Source organism: Stenotrophomonas sp. ZAC14A_NAIMI4_1 (assembly GCF_003086915.1).
Taxonomy (GTDB): Bacteria; Pseudomonadota; Gammaproteobacteria; order Xanthomonadales; family Xanthomonadaceae; genus Stenotrophomonas.
Window position 1 is genome coordinate 1,154,164 of record NZ_CP026002.1, and the last position, 22,283, is coordinate 1,176,446.

Here is a 22,283-nt window from a genome sequence, read left to right on the forward strand (position 1 = left end):
TCCCCGGGGTGCTAGATTCGGCCGATGCCCGCTGTCTGGCGGGTGCCCAATCACACCCCTGGGGATCAAGGATGCTCATCCATCGCACCTCTCTGGCGGCGGCCATCGCCGTTGCCACCTTCGGCCTGCTGGCCGCTGGCCCGGCGCTTGCCGATTACGCAAAGCCGCCGGAACACCTGCTGAAGGTGCTGAAGGCACCGCCGCCGCCGGCACCGAACGTCGATCCGAGCGGCCAGCGCCTGCTGCTGACCACCGCGCAGACCTATCCGTCCATCGCCCGCGTGGCCCAGCCGTACCTGAAGCTGGCCGGTGTGCGCCTGGAGCCGAAGAACCGCAGCCGCCACGATACCCCCGGTGGTTACGGCATTCCGGCCTGCGTGGCCGATTTCAGCGTGGTTGAAATTGCCAGCGGCAAGACCACCAAGGTCGACCTGCCACAGGGCTGCGCCGGTGCAGCGCAGTGGTCGGCCGATGGCAGCCACTTCGCCTTCCAGAATGCGGTCGATACCAGCGTGCAGCTGTGGGTGGGCGATGCAGCCACCGGCCAGGTCAAGCAGGTGCCGGGCGTGCAGCTCAACCCGATCTTCGGCAGCACCGTGCAGTGGCTCGGCGGCAGCCAGAACCTGCTGGTGAAGCTGGTGCCAGCCAACCAGGGCGCGGCCCCCTCCGACGGCGGCGTGCCGACCGGCCCGGACGCGCAGGAATCGCTGGGCAGCAGCGGCGAAAGCAGCACCTATGAAGCGCGCGACACGCTGACCAGCGCGCATGACGAGAAGCTGTTCGCCTACTACGGCGCTTCACAGCTGGCCGTGGTCGACACCGCCAGCGGCAAGGTCCGCCCGGTCGGCAGCGCCGCCATCTTCAACGACGTCAACGCTGCGCCCGATGGCGTGCACGTGCTGACCGAATCGATCAAGCCGCCGTTCTCGCATGCGGTCACCTACCAGCGCTTCGCCAACGATGTGGCGGTGCTGGACATCACCACGGGCAAGGCCACCGCCATCGCCAGCCTGCCGCTGGCCGACCGCGTGCCGGTGCACGGCGTGCCGGAAGGCCCGCGTGGTTTCGACTGGCGCTCCACCGACCCGGCCACGCTGGTCTATGCCGAAGCGCTGGACAAGGGCGACTGGAAGGTGACCGTGCCGCACCGCGATCGCGTGCTGATGCTGAAGGCCCCGTTCAACGGCAAGCCGGTGGAAATCGCCCGCACCGCGCAGCGTTTCGAAGGCCTGGCCTGGTCGGCGGACCCGGCGGTGTCCTTCATGTTCGAGAACGACGAGAACCGCCACTGGGTGCAGACCCGCATCGTCGATGTCGACCAGCCGAAGAAGGAAGGCCGCCTGCTGTGGGACATGTCCAGCGATGAGCTGTACGGCGACCCGGGCAACCTGGTGTTCAAGCGCCTGCCCAACGGCGCGGCGGTCGTGCGCCAGGAAGGCAATTTCGTGTTCCTGCGCGGGCAGGGCGCATCGCCGCAGGGTGATCGTCCGTTCCTGGACCGCCTGGACCTGGGCTCGCTGAAGAGCGAGCGCCTGTTCCGCAGCAGCGCCGATGCCTACGAGCAGTTCCTGGGCTTCAGCAACACCCCGGGCCGCTACCTCACCTGGCACCAGTCGGTGGTGGACGCGCCGAATGCGTTCGTGCGCCAGCAGGGCGAGGCGGTTGCCGCCGCCAAGGAGGGTGAGGCGCAGTTCGCGTCCACGGCCACTGCACTGACCAAGCTGGTCGACCCGACGCCGGAAGTGCGCCAGATCAAGAAGCAGCTGGTGACCTACAAGCGCGCCGACGGCGTGGATCTGTCCTTCACCCTGTACACCCCGCCGGGCTACAAGGAAGGCCAGCGCGTGCCGGCGATCCTGTATGCGTACCCGGCCGACTTCGCCAACGCCGCCCAGGCCGGCCAGGTGTCCGGTTCGCAGCAGACCTTCACCCGCCTGCAGCCGTACCGCCTGATGCTGCTGGCCGGCTACGCGATCATCGACAACGCCTCGTTCCCGATCGTCGGTGACCCGAAGACCGCCTACGACACCTACCTGGAGCAGCTGGAAGCCGACGCCAAGGCGGCGGTGGACAAGGCCGTGGACATGGGCGTGGTCGATCGCAACCGCATCGGCGTCACTGGCCACAGCCATGGCGGCCTGATGACCGCCAACCTGATCGCGCACACCAACCTGTTCAAGGCCGGCGTGGCGACCAGCGGTTCGTACAACAAGACGTTCACCCCGTTCGGCTTCCAGAACGAGCGTCGCTCGGTGTGGCAGGCGCAGGACGTGTACCTGAAGGCGTCGCCGTTCTTCTACGCCGACAAGATCAAGCTGCCGCTGCTGCTGGTCCACGGCGAGGACGATGCGAACCCGGGTACCGAGCCGTTCCAGTCGCGCAAGCTGTACCAGGCCATCCGTGGCAACGGTGGCACGACCCGCCTGGTGATGCTGCCGAACGAACCGCACTGGTACACCGCGCTGGAATCGAACGAACAGCTGGTGTCGGAAATGCTGAACTGGTTCGACACCTACGTGAAGAACGCGAAGTAAGGTCGAGCCTGCTCGACTGCCCTTGTAGAGTCGAGCCATGCTCGACTGCTTTTGTAGGGTCGAGCCATGCTCGACTGCCTGCAGAAGACAGTCGAGCAAGCTCGACTCTACAAAGGCCCTGCCATTGCGTTGCCGCAAAGCTGCGGTACGCTGCAGCTCTGGTGTTCGCCACGGATGCGTCCAATGAAAGCCATCGTTCTTGCTGTGTCCCTGTCACTGGCCATCGCACCGGCCATCGCGCCGGCGCAGGAGCTGACCGGTGAACTGGCCGCGTTGGGCATTACCGCCGGCATGCCCTATGCCAAGGCCAAGCGCCTGCTTGATGCGGCCGGTTGGCGCGTCACGCCGCCGGAATCAGCGCAGGCCGCACTGCCGGACTTCCCCGAGATCGAATGCGGCCAGGGCCGCGATGCGGTGTGCTCGGCCGGCTTCCACAAGGACAATCAAACGGTGGCGATGATCATCGGCACCACCCAGGCGGGGCAGCCGTACGTACAAGGCACCTACTGATCGGTCACGGATACCGCCATGACATCTGTTGCAACCGGTCGTACCGGAATCGGATGGCTGCTGATCGGCCTGCTGTGCAGTGGCGTGGCTGCAGCGGGCTGCACGGTGCTGGGCCGGTTTGCGATACCGCAGTTCGTTGAGAGTTTTGCCGAAGCGGGGCAGCCCTTGCCCGTGATCACCCAGGTCTTTGCAGGCAGCTACGGGCTGGTCTGGCTTGCACCGCTGGCGGTGGTTGCCACCTGGCTGGCGGGGCGGGCACGCACGTCGGCGCTGATCGGTTGTATCGCGCTGATGCTGGCGACGCCGGTGGCCCTGTTCGCAGCCTATCTGCCGCTGTTCAAGCTGGGCACGCTGTTCTGATTGACGCGCCAGCAGAAGGCTGCGGTTCGTGACCCTGTACCGGTAACCATGACCTCCGGCCCGTCGCCGGGTGTCCGGCCGCGTACTACTCTCAGCGGTTCAAGGCGCGTGGGTGCCTCCTTCCACTGGAGTTGTCGATGTCCCGTTCGTTGCTGGTCGTCGTTTCCGCTGTATTGACGCTGTCCCCACTGCCGCTGCTGGCCGCCAGGGCACCTGCGCAGGACCTGGCCGCCGAGGTCAATCCGTTCATCGGCACCACCAACGCCGGCAACGTCTACCCCGGGCCGACGGTGCCCTTCGGCATGGTGGCCTTCAGCCCGGAAATGACCGCATTGCCGGGCAAGCGTTTCCCTATCGCCGCACCCGGCGGCTACGAGTGGCGCAGCAACGGTGTGCGTGGTTTCAGCCTGACCCACGTCAATGGCACCGGCTGCACCGGCGCCAGTGGCGATATCCCGCTGATGCCAGTGACCCTGCCAGTGGAGCTGTCGCCCTCATCCGCCGATGCCGGGGTGCGCTACACCAGCCTGCTGGACCACGCCAAGGAAACCGCCAGCCCCGGCGCCTACACGCTCACCCTGGACAACGGCGTGGCCGTCAGCCTGGCGGCCACCGCGCGCACGGCCGTGGGCCAGTTCCAGTTCCCGGCCGACAAGCCGGCCAACCTGCTGTTCCGCACGTCCGACAGCGAAGTGGGCAGCAGCGATTCGACGATCATCATCGACCCGGCCACGCGCACCGTGCGCGGTTCGGTCACCAGCGGCAACTTCTGCGGCTACCTCGCCGAGGACCGCCGCGAAAGCTATTACACCCTGCATTTCGTCGCCGAGTTCGACCAGCCGTTCGAGGTGGGTGGCACCTGGCGCGACGATACGGTACAGGCCGGCGCGCGTGAAGGGAGCGGTGGCACCACCTATGGCAGCAAGGGCCACCCGCCGGCCGGCAAGGGTGCGGGCGGCTGGATCAGTTTCGATGCCAGGCGCACGCCGCAGGTGACCGCACGCATCGGCATTTCGTACGTGGATGAAGCCGGCGCGCGGGCCAACCTGCGCCGCGAGAGCCCGCAGGGCACGACGGTGGTAGCAACGCAGGCCGCCACCCGTGCGAAATGGAACGAACTGCTGGGCCAGGTGCGGGTACAGGGCGGCACCGCCGACGAGCGCACCGTGTTCTACACCGCGCTCTACCACGCCATGCTGGCGCCCAACCTGCACAGCGATGGCGACGGGCGCTACCGCGGCATGGATGGCAAGGTGCATGGCCTGTCCAAACGACAGCAGGCGCAGTACGCCAATTACTCGGGCTGGGATGTGTATCGCTCGCAGCTGCAGCTGTTGACCCTGCTGCAGCCGCAGGTGGGCTCGGACGTCGCGCAGTCGCTGTTGAACCAGGCCGACCAGAATGGCGGCGTCTGGGATCGCTGGACCCATATCACCGGTGCCACCGGGGTGATGAACGGCGATCCGTCGCCGCCGTCGGTGGCGGCCATCCATGCCTTTGGCGGCCGCAGCTTCGACCTGCAGCGCGCCTACGCCTCGCTGAAGAAGGCCGCCACCGTGCCCACCGCGCGCGACCTGGACAAGCGCGGTTGCCCGGTGCTGTGCGTGGGCCAGCGCCCGGGCCTGGACCAGTGGCTGGCGTTGAAGTACATGCCTGAAGGCGCACCGGGCTGGGGCAGTGCGGCCGACACGCTGGAAATGGTCAGTGCCGACTTCGGCCTGTCCGAGCTGGCCCTGGCGGCCGGCGATGCGCAGGGCGCAAAGCAGTTCCGCGAGCGCTCCGGCTGGTGGCGCAATCTGTACAACCCCAAGGCCACCGCGCAGCAGGGCTACATCCAGCCGCGCAACGCCGATGGCAGTTGGCCGGCGTTCGACCCGGCCGCCGATGATGGCTTCGTCGAGGGCAGCGGCGCGCAGTACCTGTGGATGGTGCCCTTCGATCCGGCCGGTCTGTTTGCAGTGCTGGGTGGCCGCGACGCCAGCATCGCGCGCCTGGATGCGTTCTTCCGCAAGGAGGATGGTGCCTGGGCAGTGACCAAGTCCGGCCCGCTGCACGCCGAGCTGGACAACGAACCGTCCATCGCCGCGCCGTGGCTCTACAACTTCCTCGGCCAGCCGTGGAAGACCCAGGAAACCGTGCGCCAAGCGATGCGCCAGATCTGGACCAACACGCCCGAAGGCATGCCCGGCAACGATGACCTCGGGCAGATGTCATCGTGGTACGTATGGTCGGCGCTGGGCCTGTACCCGGTGTACCCGGGCCGCGCGGACCTGGTGATCGGCAGCCCGTTGTTCACCGAAGCGGTGATCACCCGCCCGGGCGCGAAGATCGTGGTGCGTGCACGCGGCGCAGCGATGGATGCGCCGTACGTGCAGTCGCTGCAGGTGGATGGCAAGGCCAGCAACGCGAGCTGGCTGCCCGCCAGTTTCGTGCAGCGCGGCGGCACCCTGGACTTCGAACTGGGCACCGCGAAGAACGAGCAGTGGGGCGCACAGGACGTACCGCCTTCGCACGGCCCCCGGTAAATCCGCACCATGCGTGGATGAACCTCCACACGGCCGGGCATCACCCGGCCGTGCTAGCCTGACCGTGCAACAGACAAGCGGCAGGAGGTTCCCATGGAAATTCCACAGGACGTGTACGAGCACGTACTGGGCGTGGCGGTCGAAATGGCCAATGCCAGCACCCACGGTGATACCCGCAGCCAGTGGCGGCTGCATGACGAACTGCGGCAGTACTGCGATGCGATGGCGGTGGAAGGCCGCGACCATCCTTTCCTGTGGGAAACCCTGGGCGACTTCACCAGCGACAGTGGCGTAGCGATCGGTTACTACGAACGCGCGCTGAAACAGGCGCGCCAGCTGGGCGTGATCGAGGGCGAAGCGTCGATCTGCCTGGAGCTGGCGCGGCGCCACATCGACCAGGGTGAAAAGGAGCGCGGCTACGAGTTCGCGTTGCGCGCCGACGAAGCCGCACGGCAGACCGACGACCTCGATCTGCGGCGCGAGATCAGCCAGTTCCTGCTGGAGAATTCATGAGCCACATCCTTCACGCCCGATGCTGCGCTGCCGCCCTGGCCCTGGCCATGACCGCGTCCTGTGTGCAGGCGCAGCCGCCGCAGGCGGTCAATCCACTGCTGGTGAAACCGGTCGACCAGGTCACCCCGGATGAGGTGCGCTACCTGCAGCAGCGCCTGTCCGACTGGCCAGAGCTGGCCCGCTACCGCGAGGCCAACGCGCGCGTACCGGCCAAGCAGGCCGGCGTGCCACGCGTGCTGTTCTACGGCGATTCGATCACCCAGGGCTGGGGTGAAAAAGATCCTGCGGCGTTCTTCCCCGGCAAGGGCTACCTCAACCGCGGCATCGGCGGGCAGACCACGCCGCAGATGCTGCTGCGCTTCCGCCAGGACGTCATCACTTTGCAGCCGGACGTGGTGCTCATCCTTGCCGGCACCAACGATATTGCTGGCAACACCGGCCCCAGCACGCAGGCGATGATCGAGGACAACCTGCACGCGATGGTGGAGCTGGCCCGCGCACACGGCATCGCCGTGGTGCTGGCCTCGGTGCTGCCGGTGAGCGAGTACCCGTGGATGCCCGGCATCGAACCGGCGCCGAAGGTGCGCGCCTTGAATGCGGCGCTCAAGCAGTATGCCGAGGCACAGGGGCTGGTGTACCTGGATTACTACACGGCCATGGCCAATGCGGCCGGTGGACTGGATCCTGCCTTGGCGGCCGATGGTGTGCATCCCACCGCGAAGGGCTATGCCGTGATGGCACCGTTGGCGGAGCGCGCCATCGAGCGCGCGCTGGCCGCCACGCCGCCTGGCGCGCGTTGATCGCATTCGCTGGGCATGGCAGCTGTTTCCAACAGGCTGGTCGAGACCGTGGCGCGCGCCGTGTTCAAGCGCAACCCGGTGCTGGTCACCGAGCTTTACTCGAGCGCCGGTGCGCAGCCGCGGCGCTACGCGTCGGCCGAGGCGCTCTGCGAACATGGCCGGGCCCTGCAGTGGGTGTCCGGCGGCATGCTGTTGATAGGCGTGCAGTACGCGGACATGGGCGGTGCCGTGCGCGTGCGCCCCTTCGACACCGGGCGTGGTGAATCTGCGCGCTTCACGGTCTCCGGCTGGGGGCTGATCTCGATCCTGCTGCCGATGGCCGTCGATGCCAACTGCGCTGCGAAGGTGCACGCCCTCACCGAGCGCGCTGCACTGGGCCGGGAGCGGGGCGCGCTGGATGTTCCGCCCGTGTGCGACTGGAACTGGAACGCGGTGGAATCGCACAAGCGGCGCTTGAAGGACGTGCTCCGGAAGGCGCTTTGACCGTCCTGCTCAGTCGTCGCCAGGCTTCAGGGACGCCAGCACCCACTCGCAGAAGCTGAGTACCAGCGGATCGCGGGCGCTGTCGTCGTGCAGCAACCAGCTCCATTGCGGCCCATCCACTCGATACGCGTGCAGTGGCTGCAGCAGCCCCTGCGCGCAGGCACTGGCGGCCAGCAGTTCGCTCACCAGCGCAATGCCCAGGCCCTGGCAGGCCGCATCCAGCAGTTGCCCCGGCTCGGAAAAATTAAGGCCCGCGCGCTGCTGCCCGACATCGGCGCCGCCCTGCACCTGCCACTGGCTCCAGTCCCATTCGCGCTCACCATGCAGGGTGGTGCGCTCGGTCGCCGGCTGCGCCATCACGCTGGGGTGGCAGGCCGGGTACAGGCGGTCCTGCAGCAGCACATGGTGCTGGCACTGCGGCTGTGGCTGCAGGTCATCGCCCAGTGCGATATCCACCGTCTGGCTGGCCATGTCCGGCGGCGTTTCACTGGTCAGCAGCCACAGGTCCGCTCCCGGGTGCCGCCTGCGGAAATCGCCCAGGCGTGGCACCAGCCAGTGGCGGGCGAAGGCCGGGCTGGCGCTGACGATCAGCTGGTGCGGCTTCCGGTACTGGTCCAGGCGACGGATGCCGCCGGCCAGCTGGCGCAACATGGCCTGGGTCGTGGCCAGCAGATCGGTGCCGGCATCGGTCAGGCTGACACTGCGTCCCTGTCGGAAGAACAGCGGCTGTTCCAGATAGTCCTCCAGCCCTCGGATCTGCTGGCTGATGGCCGACTGGCTCAGGTGCAGTTCCTCCGCGGCACGGTGGAAGCTGCCCAGCCGGGCGGCGGCTTCAAAGCCACGCAGGGCGGTCAGCGGGGGCCAATGCTTGAGCATGATTGATAAGGAAAACTGTTCAGTTGTGCGCTGAATCTATCGTTTGTCGCTGCGCGCAGACAAGCGCAGCATGGGTCATCGCGCTGCAGGCGCTGGTACCCACTCATCAGCTGGACTTCATCGTCATGTCGACCCGTCGTCACTTTCTCTCACAACTGGCTGGGGCCGCAGGCCTGGGTGGCCTGGCGGCGCTGGGCCTGGGCGCCACCGGTACTGTGCGGGCCGCCGTGCCTGCTGGCTGGCACATGCCCGACGAGCATGGGCCACAGGACCGCGTGTTCCTCGCCTTCGCCGCCCAGCCCCGGGTCTGGGGCGCGCAGGCCGCAGCGGTGAACGACGCCGTGGCCCGGCTGGCCCGCACCATCGCCCGCTACCAGCCGGTCAGCGTGCTGTGCCGCCCCGCGCAGCGCCGCCTGGCGCAGGACCGCTGTGGCCATGACAACATCGAATTCCTCGAGGTGCCATTGGATGACATCTGGGTCCGCGACTACGGCGGCTGCTTCGTCACCGACGGTCGCGGCGGGCTGGGCCTGGTCGATCTGAACTTCAATGGCTGGGGCGGCAAACAGTCCGCGCGCAACGATGGCGCGGTGGCGCCCTGGCTGGCGCAGGCCACCGGTGCCACCCTGCTGGAAAGCGATCTGGTGGGCGAGGGCGGTGGCATCGAAGTGGACGGGCAGGGCACCGCCATCCTCACTGAAAGCTGCTGGGTGAACCGCAACCGCAATCCGGGGTGGTCACGCGCCGATATCGAAGCCGAGCTGAAACACCACTTCGGCCTGCGCAAGGTGATCTGGCTGCCAGGCATCGCCGGCGAAGACATCACCGATGCGCACGTCGATTTCTATGCCCGTTTCGTGCGCCCGGGCGTGGTCATCGCCAACCTGGACAACGACCCGGACTCCTACGACCACGGCCTGACGCGCGAACACCTGCGCATCCTGCGTGCGGCAATCGATGCCGACGGGCGCCGCCTGCAGGTGCATACGCTGCCGCCACCGCTGGGCGGGCGCAGCAACGTGCATACTCGCGACAACGATGATCTGGCCCGGGGCTACATCAACTACCTGCCGGTCACCGGTGCGGTCATCGCCCCGCAGTTCGGCGATGCGGGGGCCGATGGCTACTGCCGCGACCTGCTGCAGGCGCTGTACCCGGGGCGGGTGATCGAGCAGGTGGACATCGATGCGATCGCCGGTGGTGGCGGTGGCATCCATTGCGTGACCAAGAACATGCCCCGGGCCTGAGCGGGTGTCGGCTCAGTGGTCGTCGCGCTTCAGTGCTGCATCGGCGGCGAGCAGCGCTTCGGCGGCCGCACTCAATGGCGGCGACGGCGGCGTATCGCAGCCGATGGCCGCCATCATCCGTTCCATGCCCACGAAGCTGCGCGCACGGCGGTCGTAGATGCCGGTGACCAGCAGGGCACGGGTGACGACTTTCTGCTCAGGCCCGACCAGCACGCGCTGTTCCATGATGATCCGCGTGCCGACCCAGCCGGCCAGCCGCGTTTCCAGGGTGAAGCGCTGGAACGGCTTGAGCTCGCGGCGGAACTGGATGGTGCCGGCGCCGACGATGGGCGCCCACTTCTCGCGCAGCGCCACCTTGCCCAGGCCCATGCGCAGGATCAGGTCCAGTCGGCCGAGGTCGAAGATGTTCCAGTAGCGCCCGTTGGTCATGTGCAGGTTGCTGTCCAGATCGTTGGGCAGCACGCGGAACGGCAGGCGCGAAACCCCGAACGGGGCCTGCAGCTTCGGCCGGAACAGGCTGCACAGCAGCAGGTGGAGCAGGCGGAACCAGAGATTCATGGTTATGACGACTGTTATAGAACAGCCGATACGCTAATCTATGACGACTGTCCTAGCAAGGAGAGCGGCATGAGCCCGCGAGCGTCCGAAGCCCCGCAGCGTGTGATCGATGCCGCCGCCCAGATGCTGGCGCGGGTAGGGCTCAATGCCACCAGCATCCGCGAGGTGACCAAGCTGGCCGAAGCACCGCTGGGCTCGACCTACCACCACTTCCCGGGGGGCAAGCAGGAACTGCTGGCCAGGGCGACCCACATGGCCGGTGACAAGGTGGAGGCGTTGCTGGTGGAGCTGCTGCGCGACGGCGCGGTGCAGGGCCTGCAGCAGTTCCTGGCGATGTGGCGCGAGCGCCTGCTGCGCTCGCAGTTCCGTGCCGGCTGCCCGGTGCTGGCCGCTGCAGTAGAAGAACCGGTCGACGCCGTAGCGAGCCAGCCGCGCGCGGCCGCCGCCGAGGTGTTCGTGCGTTGGCAGGGACACCTCGCCCAGGCGTTCGTCGCCGATGGGCACGCGCCGGAGCAGGCGGCCGGATTGGCCAGTCTTGTCATCGCCAGCGTGGAAGGTGCGGTGGCCATGAGTCGCGCGCTGCAGGACATTGCCCCGTTCGACCAGGTGACCGCGCAGCTGCTGACGGCCGCCGCGCCACCTGCACGCTAGAATCGACCCGAACGTACCCACGCTTGTCCGGCAAGGATGTCCGCATGCTGCACCACCTTTCCCTCGGCGTCCGTGATCTGGACGCCGCCGGTCGCTTCTACGACGCAGTGCTCGCCGCACTCGGTTACCGCCGCGTGTTCGAGGATGACACCGCGATCGGCTACGGCGTGGCCGATGATGAAGACGCGCTGTGCCTGAAGCTGCGCGACGATGCCACGCCGCCGGGCCCGGGCTTCCATCTGGCATTTTCCGCCGACTCTGCCTTGGCCGTAGACATCTTCCATGCAGCGGCCATGGCCACCGGAGGGCGTGACAACGGTCCGCCGGGCCTGCGCCCCGATTACGGCGATACCTATTACGCGGCGTTCGTGGTCGACCCCGATGGCCATCACATCGAAGCGGTGACCAAGGCGCTGCCAGCATGAAGCGGACCAGGCGTTTCGGCGGCAGCGCGCTGAAGCTGCCGATGACCCGCAGCAGCGAAGTCGCACGCGCGCGGCGGCAGCTGCAGCACCAGGGATGGCCGCGCCTGCAGATGGCGCTGATCGTGCTGCTGACCGGCGGCGCGGGCTTCCTGGCCTCGCATGTGCTGCGGCTGGCCGGACTGGACAGCATGCTGCTGCGTTACCCGCTGGCGGTGCTGCTGGCCTATGCCGTGTTCCTGCTGCTGATGTGGATCTGGATCCGCTGGCGCTGGGATGCGGTGGCCGACGGGGCAGGCGACGTCGCCAGCAATGCTGGCGGTGGTGGAAGTACGCCGCGCAGCGGTCCTTCCTGGGGCGGCAACGGCGGTCACTCCGGCGGTGGCGGCGCGTCGGCATCCTGGGGCGAGGCCTCGGCCGCCTCGGTCATGGACAGCGACGGCGCATCCCTGATCGATGCCGCCACCGAGCACGAGGCCGGCCTGCCGTTGCTGGCCGTGCTCGGCATTCTCGCGCTGGTGGCCAGCGTGTTGCTGGCCAGTGCCTGGGTGGTGTGGTCGGCGCCGGTGCTGATGGCCGAGCTGCTGGTGGACGCCGCGATTGTCGGCGGCCTGTACCGGCGCATGCAGGGCATGGGTGCGCAGGGCTGGTGGCGGTTGTGCCTGTCGCACACGTTCTGGCCGCTGCTGGGCCTGCTGGTGTTCTTCGCCGGGCTGGGCTGGGTGGCGCAGCAGCTGGCACCGGGCGCGGTCAGCCTGATGCAGGTGGTGCAGGCGCTGTAGCTTTCTGGGTGCGCCCGCACCTGCGGGCCGGCGGTTGCCGCTCAATCAAAACGCCAGCGCACCCCCGCGTAGACACCCCGGCCTTCACCCGGCGTGGAGCGGGCGACATCCTTGCCGGCATCGTCATAGCCCGGCGTCACCGTTGCGGCGTAGTGGCGGTCGCCGATGTTGCGCATTTCCGCCCAGGCCTGCCAGCGGCCGCCCGGTGCGTCGTAGCCGATGCGGCTGCCGAAGATCACATGGCTGTCGGCCCAGTAGCTGTTGGCGTAATCCACGGCAATGCGCGAGGCGTACTCGGTGTTGAGTGCGGCGTACAGGCCGGAGGCATGGTCGAAGCGCAGTTCGGCCTGGTAGCTGTGCTGCGGCAGGCCGGGCAGGCGGTTGCTGCCGAAGCGCGTGTCATGGCGGTAGCGGAAATCACTGAAGGTGTAGGCCTGGCGCAGTGACAGTCGGCCCGGTGCGCCCTGCCACAGCGTGGTGTCCAGGCCGGCCTCGATGCCACGGTGTACGGTGGGGCTGGCGTTGTTTTCGGCCACGAACAGGTTCGGTACCGGCTGCAGCTCCACGCTCAGCAGTTCGTGGTTGACGTGTGCGTAGTAGCCGGTCAGTTCCCAGCGGCCCAGCGCAGCATCGCCGCGCGCGCCCAGTTCCAGCGTGGTGGCAGTCTGGTTCTGCATCGCCACCGGCGTGCTCTGGCGGCCGGTGGATGGGCCGTTGCCCGCGCCGAAGAACTGGTTCGAACCCCAGATCATCGACCACGGGTGCGGCGCTTCCACCGAGCGGCTGAGGTTGCCGAACCACTGCGTCTGCGCACTGTGCTGCCAGGTGAAGCCCAGGCGCGGCGCGTAATCCCAGTCGTGGTCGCGCAGGCGGCCGCCGCTGGTGGGCGAGGTCACCTGCACATCGCTGCGGGTGTTGATCAGCGCCAGGCCGGTCTGCACGCGCAGGCGATCATTCACGGCCAGGTTGTTGCCGATGTGCAGCGTGCTGTTGGTACCAAGATGGCGGAAGTCGCGCGTGCGCGTGCCGGCGGCATAGCCATTGCTGGCAAAACGCAGCGACTCGCGAACGTTGGCATCCAGGTCGTGGGCCACGCGCAGGCCGACGGTGGTCTCGCTGTCGCGGCCGAACAGAGTGTGGCGATGGCGGTAGTCCAGCGTGGCGTTGAGGTCGGCGTAGTCCAGTTGCTGGCGGTACAGGCTCTCGCCCAGGTCCATCGGGTACCTGTGGTAGACCAGCCCGGCCTGCAGCGAAGAATCCTCGTCGATCTGCAGCGTGGTCATGTTGCCGATCCAGGTGCTGCCCGGCTGCGGGCGGCGCGCATCGATGGCCAGGTTGGCCGGGTTGGCCGCGCGCGGATCGTTGCGGATCTGCTCGCGGGTCAGGCGCCCGGGCGTTTCGTGATTGGTCTCGCGGTAGCGCACGAAGAAGCGCGTCTGCAGGTCCGGGCTGATCTGCCAGCCGATGTTGGCCATCGCGCCCTTGCCATCACCGCGCGCGTGGCGCTGGTAACCGTCGAATTCGCTGTCGGTGTAGGCCAGGAAGTAGTCGACATCACCACTGACGCCGCCCCGGCTTATCCCGCGCTTCTGGTAGCCGCGGCTGCCGGCTTCGTAATGCAGCTGCACGCCGGCCGAATCACGGCCGCTGCGGCTGACGTAGTCGATGGCACCGCCCAGCGCCAGCGCGCCGCGCTCGAAACCGTTGGCGCCGCGCAGGACTTCCACGCGTGACAGCCACAGCGGTTCCAGCAGTTCGTAGGGCGTGCCGCCCGGGCCGGTCAGCGGCAGGCCATCGAGGGAGACGGCGATGCCCGAGGCATGCGCACCCGGCCCGCGGTTGATGCCCGAACCGCGGATCGACACCTTGGTCCCCTCGTTGCCCGGCGACTGCGCACTGATGCCCGGCTGGAAGGCCAGCACATCGGCACTGCTGGACAGGCGGCTGTCCGCCTTGGCGACGTCGATGACATTGCTGGCACCGGGCACGCGCTTGAGCGCCTCGCGGGCCTGGGCGCTGGCATCGGCGGCGGTGACCTGCACCGCGTCCAGCGTGGTGGCCTGCGGGGCGGCGTGGGCGGTGGCGGCAAGGCTGAGGGAAACGGCCAGGAACAGCAGCGACGGGGTGGGGCGGCAGGACGGAAGCGACATGCGGACAGGCTGTAAACTACGAGAATGGCGCGCAAGTTAACAGGTCGCGGGCAATACGTCACCCACCGGCCGCGTATGGGGCGCGGTGTCTCTTGTAGAGTCGAGCCATGCTCGACTATCGCGCGCAGCGCGGGTTTTCCGTGGTCGTAAAGAAGAGCAGTCGAGCATGGCTCGACTCTACAGAGCCGTCTTCGCCAGCGCCTTCGACTTTGCGTACAACGCCTTTGCAGTCTCCGCATCACCCAGCGCCGCATGGCATTCGGCCAGGCTGTCCCACGCATTGGCGGACGCCGGGTGCAGCTCGGTGTTGAGGGCGAATACCTTCAATGCCCTGGCCGCGCCCAGGCTCTCGCGGATGGCGTAACCGCTGGTATTGATCGCGCGCTCGCGCTCGTCGCCGGTGATGCCGGGGTTGTCCTGCAGCCAGTCCTGCATCGCTGCGGCTGCGCCCGCATCTTCATCCATCGCATAGGCGATCAGCCGCTCGGACAGCACCGCATGCGGAAACTCCTTCGGCGCCGCCACCGCCATCGTGCTTTCCACCAGCGTGCTCGACCACACGTTGCGCGCGCTGCCATTGGTGAAATACACGAACACCCAGTATCCGCTGGCCAGGCTGCCCTTGTAGGCCAACCGTGCCCGCACGCGGGTGCCGCCATCGTGGCCGACCTGGGTGTAGCCATCACTGCGCGTGGTGTCCCAGCCGGTGGAGAAGAAATTGCTGCCGCCGTCGGCGAGTTTCTGTGGCTGCCAGAGCTTCTCCAGCGTCGCCGGACGTACCAGTTTCCCAGTGGCCAGGGCCTGCAGGAAACGATTGATGTCGCCCACAGTGGTCTGCAGGTCGGCATGGCCCCAGCCATAGCGCGGCCACGGATCTTCATTGGCGGGCTGCAACGCGCCGTCCTTGCCGATGTACGGCACCGCCGCGCGCGGCGCAGGCACGCTGGCCAGCCCCCACGAGGTACTGCGCATCTTCAGCGGCCGGAGAATGCGTTCGCGGGCGATATCCGGATAGGGCTTGCGGTAATGCGCTTCCAGCAACGCGGTCAGCACCAGGTAGTTGGCCTGGGTGTACTGCACGCGGCTGCCGGTGGCGAACTGCATCGGTGCTGCGCCGGCCACCTTCAGTGCAGCGGCAAGATCCGGCGCAACGCCGGGGTAGCCCTTGCTCACCCAGCGGTTGTCCACGCGCTCGTAGTACTCGGCGATGCCGGAACTGTGGTTGAGGAAGTCGCGCACGTGGATCGACTGCCAAGCCGCTGGCAGTCCGGGCACGTAGCGGCTGGCCGGTGCATCCAGATCCAGCTTGCCCTGGTCGACCAGCTGCATCACCAGCGTGCTGGTCAGCAGCTTGGCCATCGACTGCGCGGCGAAGATGCTATCGACGGTCGCCGCTGCATGTGTGGCCGGATCGCGTTCACCGCTGGCGCCCTGGTAGAGGATCTGGCCGTTGTGTGCAACCAGTACCGCCTGGCCGGCGATGCCGTAGCGCTCGCGGTTGATCTGCAGCTGCGTGTCAAACTGATTGGAAAGATCGCCAACGGACTCATGCGCTGAAACGATCGGAACGGCGAAGAAGGTGCAGAGCAATGCAGCAGCAAGCATGCGGTACATCGCGGTGTTCCATCAGCGGTGATGGCGCATGTTGGTCGGCGGCGGCCAGTGGGTCAAGCGGGGTGGGCGGATGTGTGAATGCGTGAATTTCCAGTCGCCTGTCGTAAACAGCTCTTAGCATCGGACGAAGCATCAGATATAAGAGCGCCTCAGTCCAAACCGACGAGATAGCCTTGCATGGGAGGGTCAATGGAGGAGGATGAGGATTTCGCGCTCTTCATCGAGAGTTTCGGAGAGGCAACTGAACACGATCCGGTGCCAGAGACCAGCTTCTCCAAGTGGATGGGCATCTTGCCTGAATCACTCTTGAGCTATTGGCGCCGGGATGGATGGGCGAACTATGGCAACGGACGGCTGTGGACGGTGAATCCCGAGGACTACGACGGCGTGATGCACACGTGGTTGGCGGGTACTCCATTTCCGCTGATCGATACCTACCATGTGTTTGCCAGAAGCGGGTTTGGACAGCTCTACCTGTGCGGCGAAGCATCAGGCGCTGGCTTGAGCATCAATCCGATTCGTAGTGAAGTATTTGCTCTTCACAACTGTTTGAGACCCAAGTCTCTGGCACGGCAGGATGGTGGCATCAAGGCGTTCTTCGCTTGCGCGGAGCTTGGCGACTTTGATCTGATGGATGAGACTGGGGAATTGCTGTTCGATACGGCTGTGAACAGGTCCGGACCCTTGTCGGCTGATGAGATGTATGGTTTCGAGCCAGCGCTGGTTTGCGGCGGCGAAGCCGGAATTGGCAACTTGCGCAGACTCAAGCTTCAACCGCACCTGCACATGCTGAGGGAGTTCGCCGCGCCCTCGTTTCCACGCTATGCGATTGATGTGAAGCCGCTGGCTCGGAAGTGATCCGAGCAGGGCGATTCATGTAGAGCCGAGCCCATGCTCGGCTGCCTCCGGATCAGGTGACGCGCACCCGGCAAGGGTGAGCCGAGCATGGGCTCGGCTCTACAGAAGCCTGCTCGATCAGCCGAGAATCCCCGGCAGATCCAGCCCCTTTTCCTTCGCGCATTCCACCGCAATCTCATACCCGGCATCGGCATGGCGCATCACGCCGGTGGCCGGGTCGTTCCACAGCACGCGGCCAATCCGCTTCGCGGCCGCCTCGGTGCCGTCGCAGACGATCACCATGCCGGCGTGCTGCGAGAAGCCCATGCCGACGCCGCCGCCGTGGTGCAGCGACACCCAGGTGGCGCCGCTGGCGGTATTGAGCAGAGCATTCAGCAGCGGCCAGTCGGACACCGCGTCGGAGCCGTCGGCCATCGCTTCGGTTTCGCGGTTCGGCGAGGCCACGCTGCCGCTGTCCAGGTGGTCACGGCCGATCACCACCGGCGCCTTCAGTTCGCCGTTGGCGACCATCTCGTTGAAGGCGAGGCCGAGTCGATCACGATCACCCAGGCCCACCCAGCAGATGCGCGCCGGCAGGCCCTGGAACTTGATCTTCTCGGCAGCCATGTCCAGCCAGCGGTGCAGGTGCGGATTGTCCGGAATCAGCTCCTTCACCTTGGCATCGGTCTTTGCGATGTCTTCCGGGTCGCCGCTCAGTGCGGCCCAGCGGAACGGGCCGATGCCCCGGCAGAACAACGGGCGGATGTAGGCCGGCACGAAACCCGGGAAATCGAAGGCATTGGCCACGCCTTCTTCCAGCGCCATCTGCCGCAGGTTGTTGCCGTAATCCACGGTGGGCACGCCCAGTGCGTGGAAGCCGAGCATGGCGCGGATGTGGTTGGCCATCGAGGCGCGCGCGGCTTTCTCTACTTCCTTCGGTGCAGAGACACGCTTCTCGTCCCACTGCTCGACGGTCCAGCCCTGCGGCAGGTAGCCGTTCACCGGGTCGTGCGCGGAGGTCTGGTCGGTCAGCAGGTCGGGCTGGATGCCGCGCTCCAGCAGTTCAGCCAGCACGTCGGCCACGTTGCCCAGCAGGCCCACCGACTTCGGCGTGCCGGCCTTGCAGGCTTCGTCGATCAGGCGCAGCGCTTCGTCCAGGTTGTCGGTCCAGGTGTCCAGGTAGCCGGTGCGCAGGCGCATGTCGATGCTGCTCTTGCGGCACTCCACGGCAAGGCAGGAAGCACCGGCCATCACGGCGGCCAGCGGCTGCGCGCCGCCCATGCCGCCCAGGCCGCCGGTGAACAGCCATTTGCCGGTCAGGTCGCCACCGAAGTGCTGGCGGCCCATTTCCACGAAGGTTTCATAGGTGCCCTGCACGATGCCCTGCGCGCCGATGTAGATCCAGCTGCCAGCGGTCATCTGGCCGTACATGGCCAGGCCCTTCTTATCCAGCTCGTTGAAGTGGTCCCAGTTGGCCCAGCGCGGCACCAGGTTGGAATTGGCGATCAGCACGCGCGGTGCATCGGCGTGGGTGCGGAACACGCCCACCGGCTTGCCCGACTGCACCAGCAGGGTCTGGTCGTCGTCCAGGCGCTTGAGCGTTTCGACGATGGCGTCAAAGCTTTCCCAGTCACGCGCGGCGCGGCCGATGCCGCCGTACACCACCAGTTCCTGCGGGCGCTCGGCCACGTCCGGGTGCAGGTTGTTCATCAGCATGCGCAGCGGCGCTTCGGTCAGCCAGCTCTTGGCGTTCAGCGTGGTGCCGGTGGGCGCGATGATGGTGCGGCTCGGGTCGTTGCGGGTCATGCGGCGCTCCGGTTGGTAGCGAATTCAAGGCAGGCGTTGAGCACGTGCGCCAGGGTGTGGCGCAGCGGTGCGGCGTGGTCGGGGTCCAGCGGGGTGGGCCAGCTGTGCTCATCCACCTGGTCCGGCAGGGGCTCGTGCATGTAGCCACGGCAGGCCAGCTCCATCTGCAGCGTGTGCACGCCGCCGGCGATGTCGCTGTAGTGGCGGGTGATCCAGCCGCCCTTGAAGCGGCCGTTGCGCACCTGGCTCATGCCGCTGATCTTCAGCAGGTTTTCCACCACATCGCTCAGTGCGTTGTCGCAGGAGGTGTCCGGCGCACCGGACGGGCCGGCCGTGCCCAGGTTGAACTGCGGCAGCTCGCCGTCGAACAGGTGCGGGATATGCGAGCGGATCGAATGCGCGTCATACACCACCACCGTGCCGTGGCGCTCGCGCAGGCGCGTGATCTGCGAAGCCAGTGCATCGTGGTAGGGCAGGAAATACGTGTCGCGGCGGCGGGCAATTTCCGCGTCATCCGGCTCGCGCCCGGCGTGGTACAGCGGCTGGTTGTCGAAGGTGGTCAGCGGGCACAGGCCGGTGGTGTTCTGGCCCGGGTACAACGACACGCCACTGGGGTCGCGGTTGAGGTCAATCACCGAACGCGAGATCGCCGAACGCACGGTGGTGGCGCCCATGCCGCGCACGAAGTCGTAGAGATCGTGTACCCACCAGTCGGCATCGCGCCGTGCCAGCCACGGCGAGTGGTAGTGGCCCATCAGCTCGTGCGGCAGCTCGCTGCCGGTATGCGGGAAACTGACGAGCAACGGGGCATCGCCCTCGTGTACCGTCAGCCATTCGGGCCGGGCATTCATGCCTGCGGCTCCACGGTCGGCAGCAGTTCACCCAGGCCCTGTGCCAGCGCGCCGCTGCGCACCAGGTTCGTGGCGGTCACCATGTCCGAGTGGAAGTAGCGGTCTTCTTCCAGCGTCGGCACCTGCGCGCGCAGGGTGGCGCGCACGGTCTCCAGCGCGGCGCTGGAGCGCAGCGGCGCGTGGAAGTCACAGCCCTGCGCGGCGGCCAGCAGCTCGATGCCGATCACGTTGGCCGCGTTCTCGGCCATCTGCATCAGACGGCGTGCGCCATGCGCGGCCATCGAGACGTGGTCTTCCTGGTTGGCCGAGGTCGGGATCGAGTCAACGCTGGCCGGGTAGGCGCGCTGCTTGTTTTCAGAGACCAGCGCGGCGGCGGTCACCTGCGGAATCATGAAGCCCGAATTGAGGCCGGGCCGCGGGGTCAGGAACGCAGGCAGGCCGGACAGCGCAGGGTCCACCAGCATGGCCAGGCGGCGCTCGCTGATCGAGCCGATCTCGCACACCGCCATCGCCAGCATGTCGGCAGCGAAGGCCACCGGCTCGGCGTGGAAGTTGCCGCCGGACAGCGCTTCGCCGGTATCGGTGAACACCAGCGGATTGTCGGACACGCCATTGGCTTCGATTTCCAGCGTGGTCGCGGCCTGGCGCAGGATATCCAGCGCCGCGCCCATCACCTGCGGCTGGCAGCGCAGGCAGTACGGGTCCTGCACGCGCACGTCGTTGTCGCGGTGCGACTCGCGGATGTCCGAGCCCTGGATCAGCGAGCGCAGCGTGGCGGCGGTGGCGATCTGCCCGCGCTGGCCACGGATGGCGTGGATGCGCGGGTCGAACGGCGTATCCGAGCCCTTCGCCGCTTCCACCGACAGCGCGCCGGTGACCAGCGCGGCCTGGAACACGGTCTCGATCTCGAACAGGCCCGCCAGCGCATACGCAGTGGAGAACTGCGTGCCGTTGAGCAGCGCCAGGCCTTCCTTCGCACCCAGTTCCACCGGCTGCAGGCCGGCACGCGCCAGTGCGTCCAGCGCCGGCAGGCGCTCGTCGCCGATGAAGGCCTCGCCCACGCCCAGCATCACGCTGGCCAGGTGCGAGAGCGGCGCCAGATCACCCGAAGCGCCCACCGAGCCCTGCGCCGGCACCACCGGCAGCACGCCCTTCACCAGCATCGCTTCGAGCAGCAGCAGAGTTTCCTCGCGCACGCCCGAAGCGCCCTGGGCCAGGCTTACCAGCTTCAGGGCCATCATCAGCCGCACCACGCTGGCCGGCATCGGCTCACCCACGCCGGCGGCATGCGAAAGCACGATGTTCCGCTGCAGGGTGGCCAGGTCTTCACGCTCGATGCGCACGTTGGCCAGCTTGCCGAAGCCGGTGTTGATGCCATACACCGGCGCGCCCTTGGCGACGATGGCGGCCACCGCAGCGGCGCTGGCGCGCACCACCGGCAGTGCGGCCGGGTCCAGCGCAAGCGGCGCACCGCGATAGGCCTGCCGCCACTGGGCGAGGGTGACATGGCCGGGGCGAAGAACCAGGGTGTTGCTCATGTGTTGCTCCAGGAAGCAGGCAGGTCGGGCTGCCCGCGCACCACGCGCGCGTGCAGCGGATTGAATCCCATGCGATAGACCAGGTCGGCCGGCGCGTCGATGTCCCAGATCGCCAGGTCGCAGTCCATGCCAACCGCCAGGCGGCCGATGCGCTCGCCGTGGCCCAGCGCGCGCGCTGCTTCACGGGTGAAGCCGGCGATGCATTCGTCCACGGTCAGGCGGAACAGGGTCGCGCCCATGTTCATCGCCAGCAGCGGGCTGGTCAGCGGCGAGGTGCCGGGGTTGCTGTCGGTGGCCAGGGCCAGCGGCACGTCGGCCGCACGCAGCGCGGCGATCGGGGGCAGGGTGGTATCGCGGGTGAAATAGAAGGCGCCGGGCAGCAGCACCGCCACGGTGCCAGCCGCGGCCATCGCGGCGATGCCGGCATCGTCGAGGTGCTCGATATGGTCGGCCGACAGCGCGCCGAAGCTGGCGGCCAGTTCGGCGCCATGCTGGTTGCTCATCTGCTCGGCGTGGATCTTCACCGCCAACCCGTTGGCACGTGCGGCTTCGAAGACCTGGCGCGCCTGCGCGGGCGAAAACGCGATGTTCTCGCAGAACACGTCCACCGCTTCGGCCAGGCCGTCGGCGGCGATGGCCGGAATCATCACGTTGCACACTTCGTCGGTGTATTCCTGGGCCTCGCGCCCCGGGGGCACCGCATGCGCACCGAGGAAGGTCGGCACCACGGTCACCCGGCATTCCTTGCCCAGGGCGCGTGCCACCTGCAGCTGCTTGCGCTCATCGTCCAGGGTCAGGCCATAGCCGGATTTGATCTCCACCGTGGTCACGCCCTCGGCACGCATGGCCAGCAGGCGCGGACGGCTTTCGTCGGCCAGCTGTTGCGGCGAGGCGGCGCGGGTGGCGCGCACGGTGGAGACGATGCCGCCGCCGGCACGGGCGATGTCGGCGTAGCTGACCCCCTGCAGGCGTTGTTCGAACTCGTTGGCGCGGTTGCCGGCGTAGACCAGGTGGGTGTGGCAGTCGACCAGGCCCGGCGAGATCCAGCGGCCTTCGCCATCGATGCGGGTGGTCGGCCGCAGGTGCGCGTCGCTGCCGGCAGTGCCGACGTGGACGATGCGCCCTTCGGCGCAGGCCAGCACGCCATCGGTGATGACACCCAGCCCCTCGCCATCGAGGGTCATCAGGTGGACGTTGGACCAGAGAGTATCGACGTGCATGGCATC

Annotated in this window: 20 protein-coding genes; 12 read left to right on the plus strand and 8 right to left on the minus strand. The window is 67.4% G+C overall.

Annotated features, from left to right (window positions below; translation table 11 throughout):
- The first annotated feature begins 71 nt into the window (after positions 1-71).
- The 7 genes from C1926_RS05320 to C1926_RS05350 all read left to right on the plus strand — a co-directional run bounded on the left by C1926_RS05320 (position 72) and on the right by C1926_RS05350 (position 7,725).
- The gene (locus tag C1926_RS05320) at positions 72-2,534 is read left to right on the plus strand and encodes a prolyl oligopeptidase family serine peptidase (RefSeq protein ID WP_108758465.1); all 2,463 of its coding nucleotides are present in this window, start codon (positions 72-74) and stop codon (positions 2,532-2,534) included.
- A gap of 66 nt (positions 2,535-2,600) precedes the next feature.
- Positions 2,601-3,044, plus strand: coding sequence for a hypothetical protein (locus C1926_RS05325; protein ID WP_254057369.1), 444 nt, complete (start codon positions 2,601-2,603; stop codon positions 3,042-3,044).
- Between the two features lie 18 nt (positions 3,045-3,062).
- Positions 3,063-3,404, plus strand: coding sequence for a hypothetical protein (locus C1926_RS05330; RefSeq protein WP_108758467.1), 342 nt, complete (start codon positions 3,063-3,065; stop codon positions 3,402-3,404).
- Positions 3,405-3,541: 137 nt separating this feature from the next.
- Complete coding sequence (locus tag C1926_RS05335) at positions 3,542-5,929, plus strand: GH92 family glycosyl hydrolase (protein WP_108758468.1); 2,388 nt, start codon at positions 3,542-3,544, stop codon at positions 5,927-5,929.
- Between the two features lie 93 nt (positions 5,930-6,022).
- Entirely contained in the window at positions 6,023-6,442 is a 420-nt protein-coding gene (locus tag C1926_RS05340; protein WP_079222365.1) for a hypothetical protein, read from the plus strand.
- 47 nt (positions 6,443-6,489) lie between these two features.
- Complete coding sequence (locus C1926_RS05345; protein WP_254057405.1) at positions 6,490-7,242, plus strand: SGNH/GDSL hydrolase family protein; 753 nt, start codon at positions 6,490-6,492, stop codon at positions 7,240-7,242.
- Positions 7,243-7,257: 15 nt separating this feature from the next.
- A complete protein-coding gene (locus C1926_RS05350; RefSeq protein WP_108758470.1) occupies positions 7,258-7,725 on the plus strand; it encodes a hypothetical protein in 468 nt (155 codons plus the stop codon).
- A gap of 9 nt (positions 7,726-7,734) precedes the next feature.
- Here C1926_RS05350 and C1926_RS05355 read toward each other — a convergent pair whose 3' ends face one another.
- Entirely contained in the window at positions 7,735-8,601 is an 867-nt protein-coding gene (locus tag C1926_RS05355) for a LysR family transcriptional regulator (protein WP_108758471.1), read from the minus strand.
- 125 nt (positions 8,602-8,726) lie between these two features.
- On the opposite strand from C1926_RS05355, the gene C1926_RS05360 reads away from it, so the two are divergent.
- The gene (locus tag C1926_RS05360; protein ID WP_108758472.1) at positions 8,727-9,848 is read left to right on the plus strand and encodes an agmatine deiminase family protein; all 1,122 of its coding nucleotides are present in this window, start codon (positions 8,727-8,729) and stop codon (positions 9,846-9,848) included.
- A 12-nt stretch (positions 9,849-9,860) separates the two neighbouring features.
- On the opposite strand, the gene C1926_RS05365 is transcribed toward C1926_RS05360, so the two are convergent.
- The gene (locus tag C1926_RS05365) at positions 9,861-10,406 is read right to left on the minus strand and encodes a thioesterase family protein (RefSeq protein ID WP_108758473.1); all 546 of its coding nucleotides are present in this window, start codon (positions 10,404-10,406) and stop codon (positions 9,861-9,863) included.
- Between the two features lie 69 nt (positions 10,407-10,475).
- On the opposite strand from C1926_RS05365, the gene C1926_RS05370 reads away from it, so the two are divergent.
- From C1926_RS05370 to C1926_RS05380, 3 genes are read left to right on the plus strand one after another with little or no spacing between them, the layout of a single operon-like run.
- Positions 10,476-11,057 carry a TetR/AcrR family transcriptional regulator gene (locus tag C1926_RS05370; protein ID WP_108758474.1) on the plus strand — a complete coding sequence of 194 codons (582 nt, stop codon included), beginning with the start codon at positions 10,476-10,478 and terminating at the stop codon, positions 11,055-11,057.
- 44 nt (positions 11,058-11,101) lie between these two features.
- The gene (locus C1926_RS05375; RefSeq protein WP_108758475.1) at positions 11,102-11,482 is read left to right on the plus strand and encodes a VOC family protein; all 381 of its coding nucleotides are present in this window, start codon (positions 11,102-11,104) and stop codon (positions 11,480-11,482) included.
- Complete coding sequence (locus C1926_RS05380; RefSeq protein WP_108758476.1) at positions 11,479-12,261, plus strand: hypothetical protein; 783 nt, start codon at positions 11,479-11,481, stop codon at positions 12,259-12,261. Before C1926_RS05375 ends, C1926_RS05380 begins: the two co-directional genes overlap by 4 nt.
- Before the next feature lie 41 nt (positions 12,262-12,302).
- On the opposite strand, the gene C1926_RS05385 is transcribed toward C1926_RS05380, so the two are convergent.
- Both C1926_RS05385 and C1926_RS05390 read right to left on the minus strand, forming a co-directional pair.
- On the minus strand, positions 12,303-14,411 hold the full coding sequence (locus C1926_RS05385; RefSeq protein WP_108758477.1) for a TonB-dependent receptor: 2,109 nt from the start codon (positions 14,409-14,411) through the stop codon (positions 12,303-12,305).
- Positions 14,412-14,588: 177 nt separating this feature from the next.
- Complete coding sequence (locus C1926_RS05390; RefSeq protein ID WP_108758478.1) at positions 14,589-16,025, minus strand: serine hydrolase domain-containing protein; 1,437 nt, start codon at positions 16,023-16,025, stop codon at positions 14,589-14,591.
- 189 nt (positions 16,026-16,214) lie between these two features.
- On the opposite strand from C1926_RS05390, the gene C1926_RS05395 reads away from it, so the two are divergent.
- Positions 16,215-16,883 (plus strand): GAD-like domain-containing protein, encoded by a 669-nt coding sequence (locus C1926_RS05395; protein WP_108758479.1) that lies wholly within the window; start codon positions 16,215-16,217, stop codon positions 16,881-16,883.
- 117 nt (positions 16,884-17,000) lie between these two features.
- Here the strand turns inward: C1926_RS05395 and hutU are convergent, their stop codons facing one another.
- From hutU to hutI, 4 genes are read right to left on the minus strand one after another with little or no spacing between them, the layout of a single operon-like run.
- A complete protein-coding gene (gene hutU, locus C1926_RS05400; RefSeq protein ID WP_108758480.1) occupies positions 17,001-18,668 on the minus strand; it encodes a urocanate hydratase in 1,668 nt (555 codons plus the stop codon).
- Positions 18,665-19,519: an N-formylglutamate deformylase gene (hutG, locus tag C1926_RS05405; protein ID WP_108758481.1), complete on the minus strand. Its 855-nt coding sequence runs from the start codon at positions 19,517-19,519 to the stop codon at positions 18,665-18,667. Before hutG ends, hutU begins: the two co-directional genes overlap by 4 nt.
- Complete coding sequence (hutH, locus tag C1926_RS05410; RefSeq protein WP_108758482.1) at positions 19,516-21,057, minus strand: histidine ammonia-lyase; 1,542 nt, start codon at positions 21,055-21,057, stop codon at positions 19,516-19,518. Before hutH ends, hutG begins: the two co-directional genes overlap by 4 nt.
- Positions 21,054-22,277 carry an imidazolonepropionase gene (hutI, locus tag C1926_RS05415; RefSeq protein ID WP_108760631.1) on the minus strand — a complete coding sequence of 408 codons (1,224 nt, stop codon included), beginning with the start codon at positions 22,275-22,277 and terminating at the stop codon, positions 21,054-21,056. The genes hutH and hutI overlap by 4 nt, the downstream gene beginning before the upstream one ends.
- Between the last annotated feature and the right edge of the window lie 6 nt (positions 22,278-22,283).

Excerpts from the sequence above, each read along its gene's own strand:
- hutH (WP_108758482.1), bottom strand. The coding sequence starts at position 21,057 with ATGAGCAACACCCTGGTTCTTCGCCCCGGCCATGTCACCCTCGCCCAG.
- C1926_RS05375 (WP_108758475.1), top strand. The coding sequence starts at position 11,102 with ATGCTGCACCACCTTTCCCTCGGCGTCCGTGATCTGGACGCCGCCGGT.
- C1926_RS05390 (WP_108758478.1), bottom strand. The coding sequence starts at position 16,025 with ATGTACCGCATGCTTGCTGCTGCATTGCTCTGCACCTTCTTCGCCGTT.
- C1926_RS05330 (WP_108758467.1), top strand. The coding sequence starts at position 3,063 with ATGACATCTGTTGCAACCGGTCGTACCGGAATCGGATGGCTGCTGATC.
- C1926_RS05350 (WP_108758470.1), top strand. The coding sequence starts at position 7,258 with ATGGCAGCTGTTTCCAACAGGCTGGTCGAGACCGTGGCGCGCGCCGTG.
- C1926_RS05340 (WP_079222365.1), top strand. The coding sequence starts at position 6,023 with ATGGAAATTCCACAGGACGTGTACGAGCACGTACTGGGCGTGGCGGTC.
- C1926_RS05365 (WP_108758473.1), bottom strand. The coding sequence starts at position 10,406 with ATGAATCTCTGGTTCCGCCTGCTCCACCTGCTGCTGTGCAGCCTGTTC.
- hutI (WP_108760631.1), bottom strand. The coding sequence starts at position 22,277 with ATGCACGTCGATACTCTCTGGTCCAACGTCCACCTGATGACCCTCGAT.
- C1926_RS05360 (WP_108758472.1), top strand. The coding sequence starts at position 8,727 with ATGTCGACCCGTCGTCACTTTCTCTCACAACTGGCTGGGGCCGCAGGC.
- hutG (WP_108758481.1), bottom strand. The coding sequence starts at position 19,519 with ATGAATGCCCGGCCCGAATGGCTGACGGTACACGAGGGCGATGCCCCG.
- C1926_RS05380 (WP_108758476.1), top strand. The coding sequence starts at position 11,479 with ATGAAGCGGACCAGGCGTTTCGGCGGCAGCGCGCTGAAGCTGCCGATG.
- C1926_RS05395 (WP_108758479.1), top strand. The coding sequence starts at position 16,215 with ATGGAGGAGGATGAGGATTTCGCGCTCTTCATCGAGAGTTTCGGAGAG.
- C1926_RS05320 (WP_108758465.1), top strand. The coding sequence starts at position 72 with ATGCTCATCCATCGCACCTCTCTGGCGGCGGCCATCGCCGTTGCCACC.
- hutU (WP_108758480.1), bottom strand. The coding sequence starts at position 18,668 with ATGACCCGCAACGACCCGAGCCGCACCATCATCGCGCCCACCGGCACC.
- C1926_RS05355 (WP_108758471.1), bottom strand. The coding sequence starts at position 8,601 with ATGCTCAAGCATTGGCCCCCGCTGACCGCCCTGCGTGGCTTTGAAGCC.
- C1926_RS05385 (WP_108758477.1), bottom strand. The coding sequence starts at position 14,411 with ATGTCGCTTCCGTCCTGCCGCCCCACCCCGTCGCTGCTGTTCCTGGCC.
- C1926_RS05370 (WP_108758474.1), top strand. The coding sequence starts at position 10,476 with ATGAGCCCGCGAGCGTCCGAAGCCCCGCAGCGTGTGATCGATGCCGCC.
- C1926_RS05325 (WP_254057369.1), top strand. The coding sequence starts at position 2,601 with ATGCTCGACTGCCTGCAGAAGACAGTCGAGCAAGCTCGACTCTACAAA.
- C1926_RS05335 (WP_108758468.1), top strand. The coding sequence starts at position 3,542 with ATGTCCCGTTCGTTGCTGGTCGTCGTTTCCGCTGTATTGACGCTGTCC.
- C1926_RS05345 (WP_254057405.1), top strand. The coding sequence starts at position 6,490 with ATGACCGCGTCCTGTGTGCAGGCGCAGCCGCCGCAGGCGGTCAATCCA.